Source organism: Cellulophaga sp. F20128 (assembly GCF_023015805.1).
Lineage (GTDB): Bacteria > Bacteroidota > Bacteroidia > Flavobacteriales > Flavobacteriaceae > Cellulophaga.
The window spans coordinates 1-24937 of record NZ_JALKBA010000014.1; the positions used below are offsets into that span (position 1 = coordinate 1).

The following is a 24937-nucleotide window of genomic DNA, read 5'->3' on the forward strand; positions in this document are numbered from 1 at the left end:
AGCATTGGTTTTGTCAGTCTAGATTTTTTGTTTCTTTTTCATCGATGGAAAAAGATAGAGAAAAGACATTTTTGGTTCAATTGGTTCTCGATACAATTTTTTCGTGCCTCAAAATCACTCGAACTGACAGCTATAGGTTACAATAAGTATTTTCTCCAAAACTATGAAGGCAAATACCTATCAACGATCAACCGTCAACCAACAACTAACAATATCAGTCTAGATTTTTTGTTTCTTTTTCATCGATGGAAAAAGAAAAGAGAAGACCTTTTCGTTTCAATTGGTTCTCGATACATTTTTTGTTCCATTCTATTCCACAAAAAACACTCGAACTGACCGCTTTAGGTTACATCAAATTTTATGTCAAAAATTATCAGGCCTAAAAACCATCAACAATCAACCGTCAACCAACAACTATCAATTACTAAACCCCCATCCAACTTTTTACAGCTTCATTATAACTTCTTCCGGTTGTTATGGCCGACTTTTTTCCGTTATTTAACGTAATACTATACCTGCTATTAAAGTATTTCTGAACTTCCTTAACTCCATCCGTATTTATAATTATGGCTCTGTGCACTCGTAAAAAATTTGCAGGTAATTTCACCTCTAAACTAGCCAAAGACTCTTCAATGAGGTGCGTACCTTCATCTGTATATATGGTAGTATAATTTTTATCCGCTTCAAAATGAGAAATGTCCTCTAGCTTAACAAAAACCAATTTGTCGCGCTTTTTAACGGTGATAGATGTCATAAGTTTGGCCTCCTTTTGCTTGGAGATTTCCTGTAGCGCTTTTAACACGGCTTCGGGAACCACATCACTTTTTTTAAATAATTTTAGTTTGTTTACCGTCTGTTGCAATCGCTCTAACTGTATGGGTTTTACCAAATAATCTACACAATTGGTGTCAAATGCTTGTAAGCTGTATTGGTCATAGGCCGTACAAAAAATTACAATGGGAATGGTTTCTAACTGTTCCAAGAGTTCAAAACCGGATAGGCCCGGCATTTCAATATCCAAAAAGATTACATCTGGCTTTAGTTTTGTGATCTTCTCCTTGGCGTCTGTTCCGTTTTCGGCCAGATCCAGGACTTGAAAGGTTTCTGGAAAATGACTCAATAAATTAAGCAAGCCTTTTCTTGCTGGCGGCTCATCATCTATAATTAGGGTTAAATACGGTTTGCTCATCTATATATGGGTTTCAGGAATGGTTATGGTAATTGTTTTTGTGGGCGAATTTTTCCAGTTTAAGCTTGCCTTATCCCCATAACTTAGGCGTAATAAATCATGTACGGTTTGTAAGCCATGTCCACTGACTAATCCTTCGGGGAAATCAGGGCCATTGTCTGTAACGTCAATTGTAATTCCGCTTGTTCCTTTTTCAATTTGTAGCGAAATGATTCCTTGCCCTTCTATTTTAGACAAGCCGTGCTTAATGGCATTCTCTATTAAAGGCTGAATTAAAAACAAGGGGATTTCTACTTCTTCAAGTGCTTTAGCCACAGTAACCGAAAAGTTTAAGCGTTCTCCAAAGCGTATTTTCTCTATTTCTAAATAGTTTTCTACCATAGCAATTTCATCCCCAATGGTATTCATTTTTTTATCTTTTCTGTTGATGCTGTATTTAAACAGATTAGAGAGGGAATACGCCATTTGCTGAGTTTTATCGGGATCTATGGGCGCCAAACTAGCAATAGAATTCAGGGAATTGTATAAGAAGTGTGGGTTAATCTGCGATTGTAGAGATTTTAATTCTGCCTTTGTTTTTAACTCTCTTAGTGTTGAGAGTTTCATTTCATTTTCTACAATTAAGTTACGCTCTTTAAAAATAAAATAGCTAATAAAGGGGCGTATTAAAGCAAATGCCATTAAATATATAAACACTAGAGATATAAAATAGTATCTACGATTACCATCGATACTACCAGTAAAATACATAAACATAAAGAATATAATGAATGGCAAAAAACCTGATGATAAGAATATTAAACTAGTTTTTGTGAAAAGTTTCTGAGAACTCTGACTTATTTTTAATTCTATAAAACGAAGTAAAAATAAAAAGGGAAATACGATGACTAAAAGTAAAAGTGACGTTGATATTAATGTGTCATTTCTAAAGACCCCCATTGTTTGATATTTGTCAGGTATCGTTAAAAAATCATCAAAGGAAATGCATAGGATTATTAAAATATCTGCAAATAACAATGTAATAAAAGATATAACACCAAAACGAAACCAATCATTTTTAATTTTGGAAGATAATGCTTGATTAATTTTCTTAAGAAGAAAAACGAAAATTAAAAGTAAAACAAGTATAGGTAATATAAGAATTGCCCAGGGGTTTTTTACCCACCAAATTGTTCTATCTCGATTGGGGATTTTTTCACTTCGGAGGTTCTTTAAAACTATATCAAATTGCTTTTCAGCAACATCTAGTTTTTTTTGAAAATCGTTTGCATAAACAGTCTTAATAATGGCAATATCTTCCTGATTCAACAGAATAGTATCGTTATTAAATCCTACTACAGGGTTAAAAATACTGTTTCTTTTTCCTTCTTTTATTGGTCGAATAAATGTTCCATTAACAATTGCTTTAGCTAGTCTTGATTCCAACGTATTTTGAACTTCTACGTCTGTTTTGTCTATTTTATACACATAAATTTCTCCACTGATATAACCTCCTTGTTGGCTTGTAAATCGACTATTGACAATACTATTAATTTTACCGTCTTCAAGTAATCGACTATTGACAATACTATTAATTTTACCGTCTTCAAGTATTGGACTGTCTAAAAAAAGGATTTTTAAATTTGGGACTTCCCTATTCGTAAATTTAATTGAAATGGTTTCAGTTAATGAATCTAACTTCTTTACAATTTTTGCTACTACTAAAGCATCTGCATTCGTATAAACACCTTCTAACACTACATTTATATCTGTTACCCACTTCGTAATTGGAGTATGTTCATGACTATTCATTTCAATAATATCGGTCCAAGGTTGTTTAGGTAATTTTTCTTGTTCTTGAGAAAAACAGTTACTAACTATTAGAAGTGGCAATAAAAAAAACATTATTCTTTTCATAACGGTAAATTTAATTATTTATACCACAAATGAACTTCAAACGCTGTCTGTCTCCAACAGCTTTCTTGCAAACTGCAAAATTGGCTGGTCAACTGCAAGGCAATCCCAAACCAAAGCTTCCCTTTACTTTTATGAGCAGTGTTCTCTTGCCGCTATAGGCTTAGGCAACCGCAATAGGCTAAACCCGAAGTGTACAGCTTAAAAAACAATAGCCTTTTACAGTTAAAAAACAACTATATTTGCAGTTAGTTTACGAAGAGAAATGAAGAACATTAGAAACTTTTGCATAATTGCACATATAGATCACGGAAAAAGCACCTTAGCCGATAGGCTTTTAGATTTTACTGGCTCTGTTACAGATCGCGAAAAACAAGACCAACTTTTAGATAGTATGGACTTGGAACGCGAGCGTGGTATTACCATTAAATCGCACGCCATACAAATGGACTACGAATTTGAAGGAGAAAAATATGTATTGAATTTAATTGATACTCCCGGTCACGTAGATTTCTCTTATGAGGTTTCTAGGTCTATTGCTGCTTGTGAAGGTGCCTTGCTTATTGTAGATGCTGCACAAAGCATACAGGCACAAACAATTTCTAACCTGTATTTGGCTTTAGAGAACGACTTAGAGATTATTCCCGTACTAAACAAAATAGATTTACCCAGCGCAAACCCAGAAGAGGTTACTGATGATATTGTAGAGCTTTTAGGATGCAAACCTGAGGATATTATTCACGCTAGTGGTAAAACTGGTTTTGGAGTAGATAAAATATTAGAGGCTGTAATACACCGTATTCCGGCACCAAAAGGAAATGTAGATGAACCTTTACAAGCCTTGGTTTTTGACTCGGTTTACAACCCGTTCCGTGGTGTAGAGACGTATTTTAGAGTTATCAATGGTGAAATTAAAAAAGGTCAGAAAATAAAATTTGTGGCTACTGATAAAAGCTATTTTGCTGATGAAGTAGGGACCCTAAAATTAAGTCAGGTTGTAAAACAAAGCGTTAAAGCGGGTGATGTTGGTTACCTTATAACGGGTATTAAAGATGCGCGTGAAGTAAAAGTTGGGGATACCATTACCGATTCTGTAAACCCTACAAAAAATCCTATCAGTGGTTTTGAAGATGTAAAACCTATGGTTTTTGCCGGTATTTATCCTGTAGATACGGATGAGTTTGAAGAATTGCGTGCTTCCATGGAAAAATTGCAATTAAATGACGCCTCTTTGGTTTTTGCTCCAGAGAGTAGTGCTGCCCTTGGTTTTGGTTTCCGTTGTGGATTCTTAGGAATGCTGCACATGGAGATTATACAAGAACGTTTAGAGCGAGAGTTTAACATGACGGTTATTACGACTGTACCAAACGTTAGCTACCACGCCTTTACACGTAAGGATCCAGAAACGCCACTTATTGTAAACAACCCTACAGATTTACCAGATCCGTCTAGTGTAGACCGTGTAGAAGAACCTTATATTAAAGCAACCATTATTACAAAATCTGATTTTGTGGGTAACGTTATGTCTTTGTGTATTGAAAAAAGAGGACAAATTACAAATCAGAACTATTTAACACCAGAGCGTGTTGAGTTGTCTTTTGACATGCCTTTGGCAGAAATTGTTTTCGATTTTTATGATCGATTAAAAACGGTTTCTAAAGGATATGCTTCTTTTGATTATACGCCTATTGGTATGCGTGTTTCTAAATTGGTGCGTGTAGATATCTTACTTAACGCACAACCTGTTGATGCTTTATCGGCCTTAATACATGCAGACAATGCCGTATACATTGGCAAGAAAATGTGCGAAAAGTTAAAAGAATTAATACCGAGACAGCAGTTTGATATTCCAATTCAAGCAGCCATTGGTGCTAAAATAATCTCTAGAGAAACTACAAAAGCCTTGCGTAAAGATGTAACGGCTAAATGTTATGGTGGTGATATTTCTAGAAAACGAAAATTGTTAGAGAAACAGAAAAAAGGTAAAAAACGAATGCGACAAGTGGGTAACGTAGAAGTGCCACAAGAGGCTTTTATGGCTGTTCTTAAACTAAACGATTAATTAAAAAGGCTTCCAAATTTGGAAGCCTTTTTAATTTAAATTCTTTATGCGCCAAACCCTTTGGGAGCGCGTAAATTGTTCATTTTAATGGTTCTCGATACACTTCTTCCTACGGTCGAAGCACTCGCCCCGAATGGTCGAGGGACATCTAGTTACCCTCAACATTTTAGCTGCAATGTCCCTTCGAGTGAATTATTTTGTAGCCTTAACGTAGAAATAATTAGTACTTCGACAAGCTCAGCAGAACTATCGAGAAGCCTTTGAGTTATTATGGTTCTCGATACAATTTTTTCGTACCTCAAAATCACTCGAACTGACAGCTATAGGTTACAATAAGTATTATCTCCAAAACTATGAAGACAAATACCTATCAACGATCAACCGTCAACAAACCACTAACAGTGTCAGTCTAGATTATTTGTTTCTTTTTCATCAATGGAAAAAGAAAGAGAAGACCATTTCGTTTCAATTAGTTGTCGATACACTTCTCCCTACGGTCGAAGCACTCGCCCCGAATAGTCGAGGGACATCTAGTTACCCTCAACATTTTAGCTGCAATGTCCCTTCGAGTGAATTATTTTGTAGCCATAGCGTAGAAATAATTAGTACTTCGACAAGCTCAGCAGAACTATCGAGAAGCATTAGGATTATCATTGTTCTCGATACAATTTTTTCGTACCTCAAAATCACTCGAACTGACAGCTATAGGTTACAATAAGTATTATGTCCAAAACTATGAAGGCAAATACCTATCAACCATCAAAAAGCAAATTGCTACACTTATTCTCCCAGTACCAATTATTTTAAAAATTTTATTTTTTCAACTACGAAGGACCTATTTTAGATGATGATTTTACCTCCTCATTAGCCACTTTCTCCACATCTAAAGGTTTCCCTAAATAAACCAATTTATAGTTTTGCCCTATCTCTTCTACTTTTGTATCGTAAACTGAAATAATATGTAACTCTCCTTCATCATCTTTTAAAAATAAGGGAATCATAAACTTTTCCTTACTCGCCATTTCTATTAGGCTAGTATAATGAGCTGCATCATCGATATCTATTTCTTGTATTGCAGGGTACCGCCGCGTAACTTCGGTTAAATTAATATAATCATCGGTAGGAGAAAATAAGCCTTCTTTGGGGCTTTTTTCCGGGAAATTCATTTCGTCAGAGGTCACTAACCTGTACGAACCATTTTCACCAAAATCCTTGCTAAATTTTTCAATAACAAACGCATTAATGTCAGAATTTCCAGTCATGGCCATGATATAGCCTACATCATTTAATTCAATATTATCAGAAAGAGTATCTGAATAAATATTATTTATAAACGCTTCCAGATTTAATTCTTTTGCCTTATCTATATTATTTTGATTGCTGTCAATTAGCACCACATGCCTTCCATTAGTTACCAAATAATGCCCTAATAATCGTGGTAATTTAGAAGCTCCAACAATTAAAATACCTTCAGATTTTGTTAAAAACACACCAATTAACCGCGCAAATAAACGGGCTGTTGTGGCGTTTAACAACACTGTTCCTAATACAATCATAAAAACCAAGGGTGTAATATATTCTGCTCCTTCTACCCCTTGTCGCATTAATTTACTTCCAAACAATGAAGCAATACCTGCTGCAACAATACCACGTGGCCCTACCCAACTTATAAATAGTTTTTCATTAAGGTTTAGTTTAGAGCCATAGGTGCTTACAAAAACAGCCAATGGTCTAATTACAAAGACTACAATCGCAAAAAGCACTGCAGTTTTCCAAGTATAAAGCAACATTAAATCCGCAATATCAATATTTGCCGCCAAAAGAATAAATAGTATGGAAATCAATAATACACTTAAAGATTCTTTAAAGTAGAGCAATTCTTTAAGGTTATCAATCTTACTATTTCCCAATACCATTCCCATGACAACCACAGCTAATAAACCAGACTCGTGGGCAAATAATTCAGATTCTACAAATACCAATAATACGGTAGAAAGTGATACTACGTTTAACAAATAATGCGGAATAAAGCCTTTATTAATAGCAAATGCTAGGGCATGCGCAAAAGTAAATCCGAAAGTTGTTCCAAAAAGCACAATTTTTCCAAACTCGGTAAACGCTGTTTTTGTAAAGCCACTATCGCCACCAACGCTTATAAACTCAAACACCAAAACGGCAACCAATGCCCCTATTGGATCAATTAAAATACCCTCCCATTTTAATACAGCAGAGACATCTTTCTTCAGCGGAATATTTCGTAAAATTGGGGTAATTACAGTGGGTCCGGTAACAATGATTAACCCTGCAAATAAGAACGATAAATCCCAACTTAGGTTAAAAACATAATGAGCTACAATCCCAGATCCAAAAAAAGTAATGGCAGAACCAATGGTAATTAATTTGGTAATTACTGGTCCTACATTTTTAATTTCAGAACGCTTTAAGGTTAATCCACCTTCAAAAAGAATAATACTAATAGCAAGTGAGACAAAATAATATAAGCTATCTCCTGGGAATAACCCTTTTTCTCCATTCCAAATAGGTTCTATCCATTTGCTTCCGTCTTCATTGATAAATTCTGCAGCAATAGGACCAACCAATAATCCTATTAAAATTAATGGTAAAATAGCTGGAATTTTAAATTTCCAAGCTACCCACTGTGCTAATATTCCAAGAATAATAATTCCTGCTAATTCTAACATCTATATATATTTTTTCGAAATTTAATGTTTTAATTTTAAAAACTCATTTCCAGAGTGCATTACTTTTCTTGTATTAGTGTGTTTTTTTGAATTTAAAATAATTTAAAGCAACTAAAACCCTTATTTCTTAATGAATTCTTACGCTTTTTTGTTATTTGATGTACAAAAGTCAAAGACTTCGGGTGTTCCGCCGATGCAGAAATATATAACTTGTTTTAGCCAATTAAATTTTACAATAAAGTTAACATAGCATAATATCTTGGAAACTCTCCGCTTTTCCTACTTTTGTAATTATGAAAATTTACCCAATAGAAACTGGCAATTTTAAATTAGATGGCGGCGCTATGTTTGGCGTTGTACCAAAATCTCTTTGGAACAGGACCAATCCTGCAGATGCTAATAATATGATCGATATGGCAGCCCGTTGCCTATTAATTGAAGATGGCCAAAGGCTTATTTTAATTGACACAGGAATGGGAAACAAACAATCTGATAAATTTTTTGGGTATTATTACCAATTCGGAGATCATACCTTAGACAAATCATTACAGCAATTGGGGTTTAACAAAGAAGATATTACCGACGTTTTTTTAACCCATCTGCATTTTGATCATTGTGGTGGATGTGCTGTTTGGAACAAAGACAAAACAGGGTATGAAACTGCTTTTAAAAATGCTACTTTTTGGACCAACGAAAATCATTGGAACTGGGCCATTAATCCAAATGCTCGCGAAAAAGCATCCTTTTTAAAAGAAAACTTAATGCCTATGCAAGAAAGTGGACAGTTGCAATTTTTAAAGCCAAACGCCACAACCTTTGTCACAGAATCTGAGCTTGGTTTCGATATTTTATATGTAGATGGTCATACTGAAAAGCAAATGATTCCGCATATTAGATACAAGGGTAAGACCTTGGTTTTTATGGCAGACCTATTGCCAACTGTTGGGCATTTGCCCATACCTTACGTTATGGGTTTTGATACAAGACCTTTACTTACCTTATCGGAAAAAGAGGTATTTTTAAATACCGCCGCTGACAATAACTTTCATTTAATTTTAGAACATGATGCGCACCACCAAATCTGTACAGTGAAACATACAGAAAAAGGAGTTCGTGCAGCTGAACTTTTTACCTTCGATTCACTTTTTGGATAACAACGACCATTTCTTGCTGTCAATAAAGAATTTCGTAAATTGAGCCCCATTTAAAAACACAAAATCTAAATTAACTTTATATGAATATCAGAATTACAAAATCTGTTTTAGGCTTTACCGCTGCTGCCTTATTTATGGCAGGCTGTGGATCTGCACCCGTATTGGTATCAACTCCTGTTGAAAATATAGATGCTTTACCCTTAAAAATAACCGATCTTACCGATCAACAAAAAAAGACATGGGGCCATGCTGATCTTGCCTCAGACACCATTCCTGGAATGAGTATAGATAAAGCCTATACTGAACTTATTGGCAACAAAAAAGGAAGCACCGTAATTGTTGCGGTAATGGATTCTGGAATGGATTTGAACCATGAGGATTTAAAAAATGTTTTGTGGACTAATAAAAAGGAGATTCCAGGAAACAATAAAGATGATGATAAAAACGGATTTGTAGATGATGTTCACGGATATAACTTTCTAGCAGAATCTTATAACGAACAATTGGAGTCTGCACGTATCTTGCGATTAGGTCTGGGTGATGCTGCTTTACAAGCTAAAGCACAAGCTAAAATAGATGAAGATTACCCTGCTGCACTTGCAAACAAACAACAATACGAGCAAATTTTACAAGCTGTAAAAGGTGCGGATGCAGCAATGCAAAAAGAATTAGGGAAAGAAATCTATACTCAGAAAGAGGTGTCAGCTGTTAAACCTACAGACGAAGCTATGCAACGTAATGTTAGTATACTTCTTCAAATGTTTACCATAAAGGACACTATTGCCGAAGTAATAAAAGAATTAAACGGCGGTATAACTCATTTTGCAGATCAAGCAAATTACAACCTCAATAAAGATTTTGATGGTAGAAAGCTTGTAGGTGACAACCCATATGATATTACCGATACCAATTACGGTAACGGAAACCCTGTAAATAGAGTAGAAAGTGAAAGTCACGGAACGCACGTAGCGGGGATCATTGCTGCAGAACGCAACAATGGAAAAGGGGTAAACGGGGTTGCCAACAATGTAGAATTAATGAGTATTAGAGCAGTGCCAAATGGTGATGAGTACGATAAGGATATTGCCTTAGGAATTCGTTATGCCGTAGACAATGGCGCCAAAGTGATTAATGCAAGTTTTGGAAAGGCCTTTTCTCCAAAAGCAGAATGGGTCTATGAAGCATTAAAGTATGCAGCAGAAAATGATGTATTATTTATTCATGCTGCTGGAAATGACGGTGCAGATTTGGACGATTATTCAAAAAACCCGAATTACCCAAACGACCAAGTAAACAATGGTCCTGAATTTGCAGATAACGTAATTACTGTGGGTGCATTGTCTAATAAATATGGTTCTTCTATGCTTGCAAGTTTTTCAAACTACGGAAAAATAAATGTTGATGTCTTTGCTCCTGGTGATGCTATTTATTCTACCATGCCTGGAAATGAGTATGAATTTCAAGGAGGAACATCAATGGCTGCTCCAGCAGTTGCGGGTGTTGCTGCATTGATCCGTTCACAATATCCAAAACTTACTGCAGCTCAGGTTAAAGCCATCATCTTGCAATCTGGGATTGCAACAAAGACTAAAGTTGTTATAGGTGGTGACCCATCTAAAAGCAATACACTTGCTAACATTTCTAAATCGGGTAAAATGGTGAATGCTTACAACGCACTATTATTAGCCGAAAGTGTTTCTAAAGGACAAACAAAATTATAATTGATATGAAAAAATTATTAGGTACCCTCTTAGTAGTGTTTACAACACTATTTTCACCGCTCTCGGCACAAAATACGTCGTATTGGCAACAACACGTAGATTATACGATGGAGGTGGATATGAACGTGGAAAATTTTAAATACAGCGGGACACAGAAGCTAGTGTACACCAACAATTCTCCTGATGAATTAGACAGAGTGTATTACCATTTGTACTTTAATGCTTTTCAACCAGGGAGTGAAATGGATGCGCGTTTGCATAGTATTGCTGATCCTGACGGAAGAATGACTGATAAGGACAAAAACAGTAGAATAGAGAAGTTGACGGAAGATGAAATAGGCTATTTAAAAGTATCCTCTTTAAAGCAAGATGGTAAGAATGTAAGCTATAGCCTAGAAGGTACTGTTTTAGTAGTAGCATTGGCTTCACCAATTGCTCCGGGTGCTAAAACTACTTTTGATATGGTTTTTACTGGGCAGGTACCAGTTCAGGTTCGTAGAGCTGGCCGTAACAGTAAAGAAGGTGTAGCGCTTTCTATGAGCCAATGGTATCCTAAATTAGCGGAATACGATTTTGAAGGTTGGCATGCAGACCCCTATATCGGAAGAGAATTTCATGGTGTTTGGGGAGATTTTGATGTAAAACTAACCCTAGATAAGGATTATACTGTTGGTGGAACTGGTTATTTACAAAACCCGAATGAAATTGGACATGGCTATGAAACTCCGGGAACCAAAGTAAAAAAACAACGTGGAAAAACACTTACTTGGCATTTTAAGGCGCCTATGGTACATGATTTTATGTGGGCAGCAGATCCCGACTATATCCACGATACACTACAAGTTGAAGATGGACCAATGCTTCACTTTTTATATAAAAACAACCCAGAAATCATTGAAAACTGGAAAAATTTACAGCCAAAAACAGCTGAAATGATGCAGTTTTTCAGCAAAAACATTGGTAAATATCCATACGATCAGTATTCTGTAATCCATGGTGGTGATGGTGGTATGGAGTACGCAATGAGTACCTTAATTACAGGGGAACGTAAATTTGGAAGTCTTGTTGGAGTAACTGCTCATGAAATGGCCCACTCTTGGTTTCAACACATATTGGCAACCAATGAAGCAAAACATGAGTGGATGGATGAAGGTTTTACTTCTTTTATTTCTGCTTTGTGTATGAATGAGGTGATGGATCAGAAAAAAGATAACCCGTTTGAAGGTTCTTATGGAGGATACTATTATGTAGTAAAATCTGGTAAAGAGCAGCCGCAAACTACACACGCAGATCGTTATGATTCTAATATGCCTTATAGTATTGCGGCCTATAGTAAAGGGGCTGTGTTTTTAGCACAATTAGGGTATGTTATTGGACAAGAAAATTTAATGAAGACCATTAAAAAGTATTATGCCGATTTTAAATTTAAACACCCAACACCAAACGATATCAAAAGAACTGCAGAAAAGGTATCTGGGATGGAGTTAGATTGGTATTTAACCGATTGGACACAAACTACAAATACAATTGATTACGGTATTAAAGATGTAGCTGCAGAAGAGAATAAAACAACAATATCTTTAGAACGCATCGGTTTAATGCCTATGCCTTTAGATATTTTGGTTGTTTATACAGACGATACCACTGAAACTTTCTATGCCCCTTTACGTATGATGCGTGGCGAAAAAGAAAATCCTTACCCAAGTTTAAAAAGAACGGTTTTACCAGACTGGCCTTGGGCACATTCTAATTATAGTTTTAGTATTGACAAACCACGAAGTGAAATTAAAGCGATAGTTATAGATCCTTCTGGTTTAATGGCAGATGTAAACCAAGAAAATAATACCTATCAAGCAGAGTAATTTTGCTTTATAGTATGAAAATCCGTTTAAGGTTCGCCACCTTAAACGGATTTTTTATTTTGTCTTTTTCCAAAAATAAAGCGTATTAAAATCTTAGTAGTATCTTTAGCAGCACGTATTCCACGCTAACAGTATTTTGGTTGCGTAGAAACTATCAATTCTATTTCCAAACCACTTTAAGTAAGGTTAGAATTGGTATTTTATACCTAATTTTTGTTTCGTTAAGATCACAGTATACCCATGACCCAATTAAACTTTACCTTTCCTAAAAAAGAAAAGCTAAAAAGTAAAAAATTAATAGAACAGCTTTTTACAGAAGGCAAGACGGTTACTAATTTTCCTATAAAATTAATATACCTTCCTTGCACCTTAGAAAACACCCCCCTAAAAGTTGGTGTCACGGTAGCCAAACGCAATTTTAAAAGTGCGGTAGATCGCAATAGAATAAAACGCCTGTTGAGAGAAGCATATCGAAGCAATAAACACATTGTTTACAACAACATAGAAGGAGATTATGCGTTACTATTTTTATACATTGGGAAACAAATGCCCGAATCCGAGACCATAGAAAAGTCAACGATAGCAGTACTTACCAAATTACAAAAGAAACTCAGCGATGAAAAAAGTTCTTAAAAAACATATCATTATCCCCGTTTTAGCGGTCTTTCTACTGGTTGGAGCTAGTAGTTTTAAAAGTGATTTTTTTGAAATAGCAAAACAGATAGAAATATTCACTACGCTCTTTAAAGAGTTAAATATGAACTATGTAGACGAAACCAATCCGGGTGAATTAATGGACAATGCCATTAAACACATGCTCAATGGTTTAGATCCGTACACCACCTTTTTAAACGAACAAGACGTAGAGGCTTTTAAAATTAACAATGCCGGAAAATATTCGGGTATTGGTGCCGTTGTGCGTACCTACAAAGAAAAAATGCTCATTATAGAGCCTTATAAAGATTCTCCTGCAGATAAAGCGGGACTAAAAGCAGGAGATGAAATAATTAAAATTGGCGATATCGCGATAGCCGATTTTAAAGAGGATGCAACAGAACTTTTAAAAGGCGCTAGTAACACATCGGTTACTGTAGTCTACAAAAGGCAAAATAATACCCATACCACCACAATAAACAGAGCAGAAATAGATGTAGATGCGGTGCCATTTTACAAAATGGTAGATGCTAAAACAGGCTATATTGTACTTTCTAAATTTAATCAAAAGGCATCTGCACAAACCATAGAAGCCTTAGAAAACCTTAAAAACCAAGGTGCAGAAAAAATTATTCTCGATTTAAGAGGAAACCCCGGTGGCTTACTGTCCGAGGCTATAAATGTGACCAATATTTTTGTTCCAAAGGGAGAATTAATTGTAACCACAAAATCGAAGGTTCAGAAGTTTAACCGAACTTATAAAACCAAAAACAAACCTATTGATACTGAAATTCCTTTGGTGGTTTTGGTAAACGGAAGCAGTGCCTCTGCAAGTGAAATTGTATCGGGTAGCTTGCAAGATTTAGATAGAGCAGTGATTATGGGGGCACGTAGTTTTGGGAAAGGACTAGTACAACGACCGTTAAAGCTTACCTATGGCACCCAACTTAAGGTCACTATATCCAGATATTATACTCCTTCTGGTAGGTGTATTCAATCACTGGACTATTGGCATAGAGACGAGGATGGAAAGGCTATAAAAAATACCACTTTTAACGAATTTAAAACCAAAAATGGAAGAAAAGTGCAAGATGGGGGCGGTGTATTACCAGAGGTATTAATTAATACCACCAAAACCAATGCCCTAACCAATGCGCTACTCACTAACAATGTAATTTTTGACTTTGCAACCAATTACTATTACAACAACAAACTAGCATCTCCATCTAATTTTACGTTTACAGATGCAGATTTTACAGCTTTTAAAAATCATGTTCAGTCCACTAACTTTTCATTTGAAACCGAAACAGAGAAAGCTCTAACGGCGGCCATTCACAGCAAAGATGCTGTACTCTTTGGTGCTGAAATAGAAGAAAAGTACAAAAGTTTATTGGTAGACATTAACAAAAGTAAACTGAAGGCCCTAGATACCTATAAGGCAGAAATTGTAAAGAATTTGGAAGACGAAATTGTAAAGCGCTATTTTTACCGCGATGGTTTGTATGACTATTACCTCACCCAAGATGATGCCATATTAACAGCAACGGAGTTGTTGAATAATAGAACAAGCTATGCGGACTATTTGAGGTAGGTCTGCATATCTACCCGTTGTGAATTATTTTCGCAAAATGAAAGTTTTTCAATAAAAAAGCAAAAATTAAAATGGCTTTTCTTAATATTGGTTAGGTAGTAGTACAAATAATTAAACAAATTAACTATGAGAAAAGGTCTTTTAATCTTTGTAGCAACAGTCCTTCTCACATCTTGTTCTCTAATAAATAACCAGACACCAGAAAAGGTTTTTCAATTTTCCGAAAAAGCGATAGAAGCTTCTATTAACACGTATCCACTAAAGGATTTTTATCAAACTTATTTCGACCATAAGGTACCACAAGAATACATTGACAAGTTAAATTCAAACTCAATTATTTGGAGAGGAATGGAACATAATACAGAGTTACGAGAAGCAAATTTGATACATCAAATTGGTGGAAATTCTGAATATCTTTTAAAATATTGGGTAACATTTAAAGATAGTAGAAAGTTTTCTTATTCTCTTAATGTATTAGAAAATGAAGGGAAATTGACATTGAAACGGTTTGAACCACTCAATGTAAATATTGCTAGCACGTTTTATTCTCCAGGCAACAAATTTGATATTCCTAATTTTGATTCCAACAGAACTACAATTTTTTACACTTATATAACAATATTCGTTACGCTCCTTATCATTATTGTAGTCGCAGTATGGAAACGCAAATACGTACTATTACTTTCCATTCCTTTGCTTTTTATTTACAAACAAGGGATGTCAGTATACAGTTTTAAAGGCATTGATGTTTTAGCACCCAAAACAAATTTTGGATTGCCTATGTTCCAAAATATTGACCTTCATTTTACTAGTATTTCACTGACCACAACCGGAGTATATTATGTTTGGGTTATAATTGGACTGTTTATGATTTTTTCAATTATAAAAAATAAAAATACGCAGCTTGCCAAAGTATAAAATCAATTGCTAGTTAAATCCTATTTAGAAAAGTATTCGCGCTTTTTCTATCTGTGATTTATTTGTTAACTTTAGACAATAAACACGCCACTAATCTTATAAAGCAAGACCGGTATTTCAATTAAAATAGATGAAAAAATTACTCTTTCTTTTCATTATGGGTACTTTCTCAATTTCGCTTTGTGGCCAATACAAGCAAGCCAGTGGAAAAGAATTGGACACTTTAAAAACCAAACTCGAAACCCTATTTATGCATGACCAACTTTTTAGAAGGTTATATCAGGATGCAGAAAAAAAATTTGGTCAAGATTCGGCAGAAATGGAATACTTCTGGAAAGTGGTAGAAGACCAAGACAAACGGATTGAAAGCGAATTAATAAAAATCCTTGATAAGTATGGATGGCTCGGTATTAGTGATGTTGGTAGGTTGGCAAATGGCGCCATATGGAGTATAATTCAACACAGTTCCCTGAAAACAAAAGAAAAGTATGCTGCTTTAATGAAAGCATCCGTTTTAAAAAAAGAATCGCAACCCCTACAGTACGCGAGATTAATTGACAGAATGCTTGTCAATGCTCATAAACCTCAAATCTATGGTTCGCAAACCACCAAAGATAAAAACGAAAATGTTATTTTTTTTGAAATTGAAAAACCGGAATATGTAGATCTACGAAGAAGGGAAATTGGTCTTGAAGGTATTGAAGGCTTTGCCAAAGAAAAAGGAATTGATTGGACCATTTCGCAAAAGAAAAAATAAAAAGAACATCCTTTTCCTTGAGAAGAAAATGCGCTGTGGCAATTTATTTATTACTCAAAAAATTGCCATAATTTTAACTACAGGTTATCCTCCCTATTTCTTTTTAAATCAAATTCAGGATATAAGTAATGAAGATTTTGGTTCTAAATATCACGTTTTCCGTATATTTATTCGCTCCACCTTTATTTCAAGATTTACCATATAAAACTGATATAAAATAAACCAGAATGAACCAATTCTTTAAACCCGTTAAACCGGTACTATTAGCCTGTTTTGCACTTGTCTTATTTTTAACGGCTTGTAACAACCATAAAGAAGAGCGACCTAACATCATCATCTTTTTTACAGATGATCAGGGTTATGCAGATCTAGGAACCTATGGAGCTGAAGGCTTTACCACTCCCAACCTAGATACCTTAGCCACTACCGGAATTAAGTTTACCAACTTTTACGTACCAGCAACTGTTTGCACACCCTCTAGAGCTGCCCTATTAACAGGGAAATACCCTAAACGAACCAATTTACACCAAGCAGTGTTATTCCCTTTTTCAGAAGGTGGATTAGCGCCTGCGGAAGTAACAATGGCAGAAATACTAAAAGAAAGCGGTTATACCACTTCTTGCATTGGAAAATGGCATTTGGGACACAAAGCTGAGTTCATGCCAAACAATCAAGGATTTGATGAATTCTATGGCGTTCCCTACTCTAACGATATGGACAACCACTACTATCCGCATAAAGATTTTACCGCACCTCCTTTGCCTCTGTATAGAAATACAACGATAGTAGAAAATGGTCCTGACCAACGCTATCTGACTAAAAAATATACCGAAGAAGCCATCCGTATAATAAAAGCCAAAGGGGGAAAACCATTTTTTATGTACCTCGCCCATAACATGCCCCATGTGCCTTTATATGCCTCTCCAAAATTTAAAGGAAAAAGTGAAAATGGTATTTATGGGGATGTAATTATGGAATTGGATTGGAGTGCAGGGGAGATTATAAAGGCTTTAAAAGAAGAAGGCCTTTATGACAACACCATTTTTGTATTTACCTCTGATAATGGTCCGCATAAGGGTTCAGCAAAACCTTTACGTGGAAAAAAGGCAGAAACATGGGAAGGCGGACAACGGGTGCCCGGTATTATTTCTTGGCCAGCAAAAATACCAGCGAATAAAATAGTTGATCAAGTAGTTACAACATTGGATTTATACCCAACATTAGCCCATATTGCAACTGCTAAAATTCCAGAAACCAATGTTCAAGATGGTTTAGACATTACCCAGCTTTTACTAAACCCTGATAGTACTAATTTACCAGAAAGACCTTTCTATTATTATGCAAGAAATGGGGAATTAGAAGCAGTTAGACTGGGAAAATGGAAGTTACACACTAAAAAATCAAATGGGTGGAATACAAAAATGGAAGGAGAATTTCAGGTTTCGCTCTATAACTTAGAAACAGATATTGCAGAAAAACTGAATGTTGTTTCGGATTTTCCCGAAGTTGCTCGTCAATTAAAAAAACTTATGATTACGTTTGATGATTCACTCTAATTCTTGTCTTTATCTACGATTCTTATGAAGCTATTCAGTATTAAAAATTTTGTTCTTTTCAGTTGTTGTATTGTACAAACTTTGGTGGGTGTTGCACAGAAAAACAGAGCTGCTCTAGATAAACCTAATTTTGTATTAATTGTTGCAGACGACTTGGGTTTTGCAGATTTGAGTATGAATGGTAGTTTACAAATAAAAACACCCTTTATAGACAAGCTTGCTGCAACCGGTGTTCATTTTACAGAAGGTTATGTGTCTGCCCCTGTTTGCAGTCCGTCAAGAGCAGGTTTTATAACCGGCATACATCAAGTTCAGTTTGGGTACGACAATAATTTGGGGGGCAATCAGCCTGGTTTTGATCCGCAGTATTTGGGTCTTCCCATTAGCCAAAAAACAATTCCGAATCATTTAAAATCTTTGGGTTATGTTAGTGGATTGGTGGGGAAATGGCATTTGGGTTATGAACCACAATTTCATCCCTTACAACGCGGTTTTGATGAGTTTTGGGGGTATACTGGTGGGGGTCATGATTACTTTACAAGTTCTCCTGATGGTAATGGTTATAAATCACCCATAGAAAGTAACTACAAAGAGCCTCAAAAAATTTCGTACATCACAGATGATAAAGGAGATGAGTGCGTAGATTTTATACAAAGGCACGCCAAGGAACCTTTCTTCCTATTTGCGTCTTTTAACGCCCCGCATGCACCTATGCAGGCCACGGAAGAAGATTTGAAGTTGTTTGCTGGTATTAAGGACAAAAAAAGACGCACCTATGCTGCTATGGTACATCGATTAGACATCAATGTAGGTAAAATTATGGCCGCTGTTAAAAAAGAAGGACTCTCTAAAAATACAGTTATTGTTTTTATTAGTGACAATGGCGGGCCTGTGCATACCAACGGCTCTAACAACACACCTTATAGAGGCCAAAAAGGAATTTTATTGGAAGGTGGAATACACATTCCCTTTATTTTAAATTGGCCTGGAACCATCCCCTCCGGTAAAACATATAAAAACCCAGTAACAGCCTTAGACCTTGCACCTACATTTTTTGCCTTAGCCGGAGGAAAAACGGAAGAACCAAACCCATTTACTGGGGTAAATTTAATGCCTTTTATTACGGATGAAATAATGACAGCTCCACACGATGAGTTATTGTGGCGATTTACCATCAGTGCTTCCATTAGACAGGGTCCTTGGAAATTAGTGCGATTGCCAGACCGTTTGCCCATGTTGTACCATTTACCAACAGATGTATCTGAACAAAACGACCTTGCTCTTAAAAACCTTGAAAAAACAAGAGAACTCCTAAAAAAATTAGGGGATTGGGATGTACGCTTACCACACCCATTGTTCTTAGAAGGCCCTATATGGAGAAAAAATCAACTGAGTTTATACGATAGAAGCTACCCTTTGGAACAGCCCCAATTAGAAGATTAGTTTAATCCTTAAAAACGGGTAACTGTTGTAGGTTAATCCCTTCCTTATTTTGCTCACTTAAAACCCTATTGGTTTGTAAATATCTATTGTAATTATAGCTGTCAAAATTTGGTGATTCCTTGTCAAAACTACTTATGTGTACCCGGCCAGCAGAATGGATGAATTCATTATTACCAATCCACATACCCACGTGTATAACGCGTTGTTTAGTAGAATCTGTAGCTTTCTTTCCAAAAAATAATAAATCACCAACCGCTACATCACTAAAATCTTTGTTGACATCGATCACTTTTCCCGTATGTATCTGCTGTGATGCATCACGCGGTAACACCATTCCGTTTAAAAAATAAATAGTTTTGGTAAATCCACTACAATCTACCCCTTTGGTAGAAGTTCCTCCCCATAAATAAGGCAAGCCCATTAATTGTTTTGAGGTAGCCACTAAAGATTCACTAGTCTGTTCTAGTGCTACCAACCAATCATCATAATTCTGAGATTCTGATTTTAGCACAAAGGCTTTTCTGCCATCTGGATATTTTACCTCAAAAAAGAAACCGCTATCAGCTACTAATTCTAAAATACTACCCGCCACCAAATCAGATACAACTTGTGTACTTATTGGCGACTCATAGGAATAACCAGAAACCTCAGTATACACAATCTTTTTAGCTGCTTTCCAACCGTCAAAATCATCATTTTTTAAAATCTCAATTCCTCCGCCATCTACCCATGCTAAATAATTATCTGGAGTTTGTATTAAATACCAATCTTCTATTTTCTTATATAGTCTAACGGGAGTTCCTAAAGTTGCTTGCGTAGACAATTCTGAAGAATGTCCTGGTTTACTACGTAAATTTGCTACTGATATTTTAACTATTGCCCAATTGCTAGTTGCAAATGTTGAAGTAGGCAACATTACAATACTGTCAGTATAGGTAATATTAGCCTTATTTAATTTCATTTTAAGGGCATTTACGGCTTCTGGAAGATTAGATTCCCCCTTAATAATATAGTGTTCATTACTTAACCTTGATGCAACATCAAAAATAGCTACTCGCTTGTCTGGTGCATAGTTTTGTTTTACACTATCAATATAACTGCTTATGGGGTTGTTTTTTACTTCAAGGTTTTTTTTACAACCATAAAAGGTTATCAAACATACAACTAGAAAAAAAATAGGTGTTTTAAAAGGAAGAAAAAGTTTCATTGTAGTTCCATTTGAATTAAATGTAAAAGTATAACAATTTTAAATCATTATAAGTAATGGTGGTCTATTCTGATGGTTGATACGCTCTTAAATAGCTGTTAATCAGGATTTAAATTAGGATTTGTCTATTATTTTTTGTATCTTATCCACTATGTTACAAACAGAAAAAGTTGAAAATATTGCGTTTTTGGAAAAAACAATTGGGTACTTAGACTCTAGAGGATTTACAAATATTAAAGCAGATTTTAAGGATTGTGAAATGCCCAAATCCTATATTAGAAAAAGTACAGGGAATAAAATTACCCCAGACATTGTTGCGATGAAAAATGGGAAAAAATATTTTTTTGAAATTAGCTTAAAATCTGAAAAACCAAAATTACTCAAATCAAAGTGGTTGTTTTTGGATACCTTAAGCCGTATGCACTCTAATCGGTTTAGGATTATTACCACTAAAGGTCATTTTAAATTTACAGATGATATGTTAGAAGGTATAAATTTAACAAACAAAACTCCGATAAGAATTTAACTTTTTACCATCGCCGTATGGGGTATTCCGTCTTCCAAATAAAGATCACCTATTTTTTTAAATCCTAATTTCGTATAAAAACTGATAAGGTATTCTTGTGCTGATATTTTAATAGTGGTTTTCTTAAAAATCGTTTCTATAGCGTGTATCGATTTTTCCATTATGAGGTAGCCGTATTTGTATTTTCGTTCCGATTTTCTCACTACTACCCTACCAATACTAGCCTCTTCAAAATAATCTCCTGGTTTAAAAATACGCGTATAAGCTACTATACTATTGTTTTTATATCCAATAACATGTAGCGCCTTACTATCTTTACCATCAATATCTTGATATACACAGTCTTGCTCTACCACAAAAACCTCTGAACGCAATTGTAAAATTTGATACAAATCTTCTATAGATAATTCTGTAAATAACTGAACAGTTACCTTCATATACAATGAATTAATTCTGAATTATTTACATGCCATTTTTGCCACTCTTCTTTCGTGTCTACCGCCTTCAAATTCGGTTTCTAAAAAAGTAGTAACCATTTCTAAAGCCTGAGGTAAAGAAACAAAACGCGCAGGTATACTCAATATGTTTGCATCATTATGTTCTCTAGAAAGAACAACTATTTCTTTGGTCCAACATAAAGCTGCTCTTACTTTTTGATACTTATTAGCAGTCATAGAAACCCCATTTCCACTGCCACAAATTAATATACCAAATTCAACTTTTTTTGAATCAACAGCTGTCGCTACAGGATGTACAAAATCTGGATAATCCACACTATCCTTTCCATCAGTACCATAATTACTAACTTCAATACCTTTCGATTTTAACAATCCTATAATTGCTAATTTATATTCGGTTCCAGCGTGGTCATTTCCAATGGCTATATGCATAACTTTATGTTTACGAGTATTATAAAACAAAAATACAAATACCATTTTAAGAAAGTATTCTTAATTTTAAAATAATAACACCACAATTAACAAGTTGTTCACAACACCTTTATAAATATAGGAAACAAAAATTTTGTAAATCCATTTATTTTTTGCTTTATGTATTAATGTTATGCTAACCTAAAATTGTTTTAAGAAATTAAAGTAAAGATATCAATACAAAATGTAAAACTATGAACAGTTTTAAACCAAATACTTATTAAAAATTGATTGTTAATAGTAGTTGTTAATAGTAGTTGATAAGCTACTTAATGAACTGATTTTTAAATACAATATAGGGTGTATAAAATGTACACAAAATTTTAATACTGTTCACTACAATTAATATTGCATAAAATTATAGTAGATATTAACACACTATAATAACCACCATTTTTTTTAAAATTAATAAAAGAAAAATTAATAATATTATATATATGTTTATAACCTTGTTTTCTTTAATTAAAAATTAAGAAACGGCTTAAAGTATATAGGAGTAGATAATAATTTGTACTTTTCCAAAAATAAATAAGATTAATGATTAAGAAGAATAAAGGGAACACTAATCAAGTAAGAAACCAAATTACAAAAGGTATTTTTACTGTTTTAGAGAAAGATCCTAACGCTAGTTACAATTACAAGCAAATAGCCGCAAAGTTAAATATAACGGATGCTGGCGGAAGAAATATATTGATAAAAAGACTAGTAGAACTAAAAGAAAAAAAAAGAATTATAGAAGAGAGTAAAGGAAAATATAAGGCCGTTTCTAAAAGCAGTAAAACCTATCATACAGGTAAAGTTGATATAACTGGGCGAGGGAATGCCTATATAGTTGTAGACGGATTAGATGATGATGTTTTTATCTCTAGTAATAAATTAAAAAAAGCATTTCATAGGGATATCGTAGAGGTTTATATCTTCCCTAGAAGAAAAGGGCGTAAATTAGAAGGAGAAATCACTAAAATTATATCAAGAGATAAAACTAATTTTGTGGGTATTGTACAATTGCAGAAAAATTATGCCTTTGTTACTTCTTCGGATTTTAGGATGTACACGGATTTCTTTGTTCCTAGGGATAAAATTAATGATGCTCAGGATGGTGATAAGGTTGTTGTAAAAATGACCGATTGGCCAGAGGATGCTGATTCTCCCTATGGTGAAATTATAGAAGTGCTAGGAAAACCAGGAGAACACAATACAGAAATCCATTCTATATTGGCCGAATATGGCTTACCCTATCAATTTCCATTAGAAATAGAAAGTTATGCCAATAAAATTGATACATCCATAAAAGAGGACGAAATAGCGAAACGTAGGGATATGAGAGAAACCCTTACGTTTACTATAGATCCTAAAGATGCTAAAGATTTTGATGATGCCCTATCTTTTGTAATATTGGAAAATGGAAATTATGAAATTGGAATTCATATTGCTGATGTTTCTCATTATTTAGAACCAGATACTATTTTAGATGATGAAGCTTATCAAAGGGCAACTTCCGTTTATTTAGTAGATCGAGTGGTTCCTATGTTGCCAGAAGTATTATCTAATAATGCTTGTTCTTTACGACCCAATGAAGAAAAATATACATTTTCTGCCGTTTTTGAGATCGATGATAAAGCAAATTTAAGAAACCAATGGTTTGGTAGAACAGTAACAAATTCTAACGAACGGTTTTCGTATGAAGAAGCCCAGTATATTATAGAAACTAAAGAAAATACAATTCCTCAAGACATTTCTATAAGAGAAAGTGGAGCGTATACGGTTAGTAAGGAAGTTGTTGAAGCTACATTAACACTAGATAAATTAGCTAAAATTATGCGAGAAAAACGTATGCAGGCTGGGGCAATATCTTTTGATAAGGTGGAAGTTAGATTTAGTTTGGATGAAAATAATGCACCTGAAGGTGTTTATTTTAAAGAATCTAAAGATGCCAACAAACTCATTGAAGAGTTTATGTTATTAGCAAATAGAAAGGTAGCCGAATTTATTGGCAAACAAAAACCTGAAAAAACATTTATTTACCGGGTACATGATGAACCAAACGAGGAAAAATTAGCCAATTTAAATGGTATAATTGCTAGGTTTGGTCACAAATTAGATTTTAAGAACAAACAATCAATAAGTGATTCTTTAAATAAATTATTGGAGGATGTTAAAGGTAAAAAAGAACAAAATTTAGTAGATACTTTGGCTATACGGAGCATGAGCAAAGCTATTTATACCACAGATAATATTGGACATTACGGATTAGCTTTTGATTATTATACACATTTTACATCCCCAATAAGAAGGTATCCCGATGTAATGGTGCATCGTTTATTACAACATTATTTGGACGGTGGGGCTAGTGCAAAACAAGAAGTGTATGAAGAAAAATGCAAACATTCTTCAGATATGGAAGGCCTGGCAGCTAGTGCAGAAAGAGATTCTATAAAATACATGCAAATCAAATTTATGGAAGATCATAAAGATTCTGAATTTGTAGGTGTTATCTCTGGTGTAACAGAATGGGGTATTTATATAGAAATAATAGACAATAAATGCGAAGGAATGGTACGCATAAGTGATATAAAGGATGACTATTATAGGTTTGATGAAAAGAATTATGCAATAGTAGGAGAGCGTACCAATAAAAGTTACCAATTGGGGGAAGAAGTAGTAGTAATGGTTAAAAGTACAGATTTAATAAAAAGACATTTGGACTTTTCTTTACTAAGGAAAGCTGAATAATTTCGGTTTGGAACGAATTTTGTAAATTAGATTAGGAATT

At 34.7% G+C, this 24937-nt stretch carries 18 protein-coding genes; 12 read left to right on the forward strand and 6 right to left on the reverse strand.

Annotated elements, in window-relative coordinates:
* Positions 1–424 precede the first annotated feature (424 nt).
* Both MWU65_RS12880 and MWU65_RS12885 read right to left on the reverse strand, forming a co-directional pair.
* Complete coding sequence (locus MWU65_RS12880) at positions 425–1189, reverse strand: LytTR family DNA-binding domain-containing protein (RefSeq protein ID WP_247078493.1); 765 nt, start codon at positions 1187–1189, stop codon at positions 425–427.
* Positions 1190–3085, reverse strand: a complete 1896-nt coding sequence (locus tag MWU65_RS12885; protein ID WP_247078494.1) for a histidine kinase — start codon at positions 3083–3085, stop codon at positions 1190–1192.
* A gap of 262 nt (positions 3086–3347) precedes the next feature.
* On the opposite strand from MWU65_RS12885, the gene lepA reads away from it, so the two are divergent.
* Positions 3348–5144, forward strand: a complete 1797-nt coding sequence (gene lepA, locus MWU65_RS12890; protein ID WP_247078495.1) for a translation elongation factor 4 — start codon at positions 3348–3350, stop codon at positions 5142–5144.
* 824 nt (positions 5145–5968) lie between these two features.
* Here lepA and MWU65_RS12895 read toward each other — a convergent pair.
* Positions 5969–7846 (reverse strand): sodium:proton antiporter, encoded by a 1878-nt coding sequence (locus MWU65_RS12895; RefSeq protein WP_247078496.1) that lies wholly within the window; start codon positions 7844–7846, stop codon positions 5969–5971.
* Positions 7847–8139: 293 nt separating this feature from the next.
* Here MWU65_RS12895 and MWU65_RS12900 point away from each other — a divergent pair, with 293 nt between their 5' ends.
* From MWU65_RS12900 to MWU65_RS12940, 9 genes are all read left to right on the forward strand, one after another.
* A complete protein-coding gene (locus tag MWU65_RS12900) occupies positions 8140–9000 on the forward strand; it encodes an MBL fold metallo-hydrolase (RefSeq protein ID WP_247078497.1) in 861 nt (286 codons plus the stop codon).
* Between the two features lie 80 nt (positions 9001–9080).
* Positions 9081–10721, forward strand: a complete 1641-nt coding sequence (locus MWU65_RS12905) for a S8 family peptidase (RefSeq protein WP_247078498.1) — start codon at positions 9081–9083, stop codon at positions 10719–10721.
* Positions 10722–10726: 5 nt separating this feature from the next.
* Positions 10727–12583, forward strand: a complete 1857-nt coding sequence (locus tag MWU65_RS12910) for a M1 family metallopeptidase (RefSeq protein WP_247078499.1) — start codon at positions 10727–10729, stop codon at positions 12581–12583.
* Positions 12584–12823: 240 nt separating this feature from the next.
* Positions 12824–13216: a ribonuclease P protein component gene (rnpA, locus tag MWU65_RS12915; protein ID WP_247078500.1), complete on the forward strand. Its 393-nt coding sequence runs from the start codon at positions 12824–12826 to the stop codon at positions 13214–13216.
* Positions 13200–14828, forward strand: coding sequence for a S41 family peptidase (locus MWU65_RS12920; RefSeq protein ID WP_247078502.1), 1629 nt, complete (start codon positions 13200–13202; stop codon positions 14826–14828). The genes rnpA and MWU65_RS12920 overlap by 17 nt, the downstream gene beginning before the upstream one ends.
* A gap of 126 nt (positions 14829–14954) precedes the next feature.
* Positions 14955–15746, forward strand: a complete 792-nt coding sequence (locus MWU65_RS12925; protein ID WP_247078504.1) for a hypothetical protein — start codon at positions 14955–14957, stop codon at positions 15744–15746.
* 130 nt (positions 15747–15876) lie between these two features.
* Positions 15877–16503: a DUF6624 domain-containing protein gene (locus MWU65_RS12930; RefSeq protein WP_247078506.1), complete on the forward strand. Its 627-nt coding sequence runs from the start codon at positions 15877–15879 to the stop codon at positions 16501–16503.
* Positions 16504–16730: 227 nt separating this feature from the next.
* Entirely contained in the window at positions 16731–18059 is a 1329-nt protein-coding gene (locus tag MWU65_RS12935; RefSeq protein ID WP_247078508.1) for a sulfatase, read from the forward strand.
* 24 nt (positions 18060–18083) lie between these two features.
* Positions 18084–19502 (forward strand): sulfatase-like hydrolase/transferase, encoded by a 1419-nt coding sequence (locus MWU65_RS12940; RefSeq protein ID WP_247078510.1) that lies wholly within the window; start codon positions 18084–18086, stop codon positions 19500–19502.
* A 1-nt stretch (position 19503) separates the two neighbouring features.
* On the opposite strand, the gene MWU65_RS12945 is transcribed toward MWU65_RS12940, so the two are convergent.
* On the reverse strand, positions 19504–20709 hold the full coding sequence (locus MWU65_RS12945) for an SH3 domain-containing C40 family peptidase (protein WP_247078512.1): 1206 nt from the start codon (positions 20707–20709) through the stop codon (positions 19504–19506).
* A gap of 151 nt (positions 20710–20860) precedes the next feature.
* Here MWU65_RS12945 and MWU65_RS12950 point away from each other — a divergent pair, with 151 nt between their 5' ends.
* Positions 20861–21235 carry a hypothetical protein gene (locus MWU65_RS12950; protein WP_247078514.1) on the forward strand — a complete coding sequence of 125 codons (375 nt, stop codon included), beginning with the start codon at positions 20861–20863 and terminating at the stop codon, positions 21233–21235.
* On the opposite strand, the gene MWU65_RS12955 is transcribed toward MWU65_RS12950, so the two are convergent.
* Together MWU65_RS12955 and rpiB are read right to left on the reverse strand one after the other, a co-directional pair.
* Positions 21232–21672 (reverse strand): GNAT family N-acetyltransferase, encoded by a 441-nt coding sequence (locus MWU65_RS12955; RefSeq protein ID WP_247078516.1) that lies wholly within the window; start codon positions 21670–21672, stop codon positions 21232–21234. The two genes, MWU65_RS12950 and MWU65_RS12955, sit on opposite strands and share 4 nt — an antisense overlap.
* Before the next feature lie 21 nt (positions 21673–21693).
* Positions 21694–22125, reverse strand: coding sequence for a ribose 5-phosphate isomerase B (gene rpiB, locus MWU65_RS12960; protein WP_247078518.1), 432 nt, complete (start codon positions 22123–22125; stop codon positions 21694–21696).
* A gap of 576 nt (positions 22126–22701) precedes the next feature.
* Here rpiB and rnr point away from each other — a divergent pair.
* Positions 22702–24897: a ribonuclease R gene (gene rnr, locus MWU65_RS12965; RefSeq protein ID WP_247078520.1), complete on the forward strand. Its 2196-nt coding sequence runs from the start codon at positions 22702–22704 to the stop codon at positions 24895–24897.
* Positions 24898–24937: the final 40 nt, after the last annotated feature.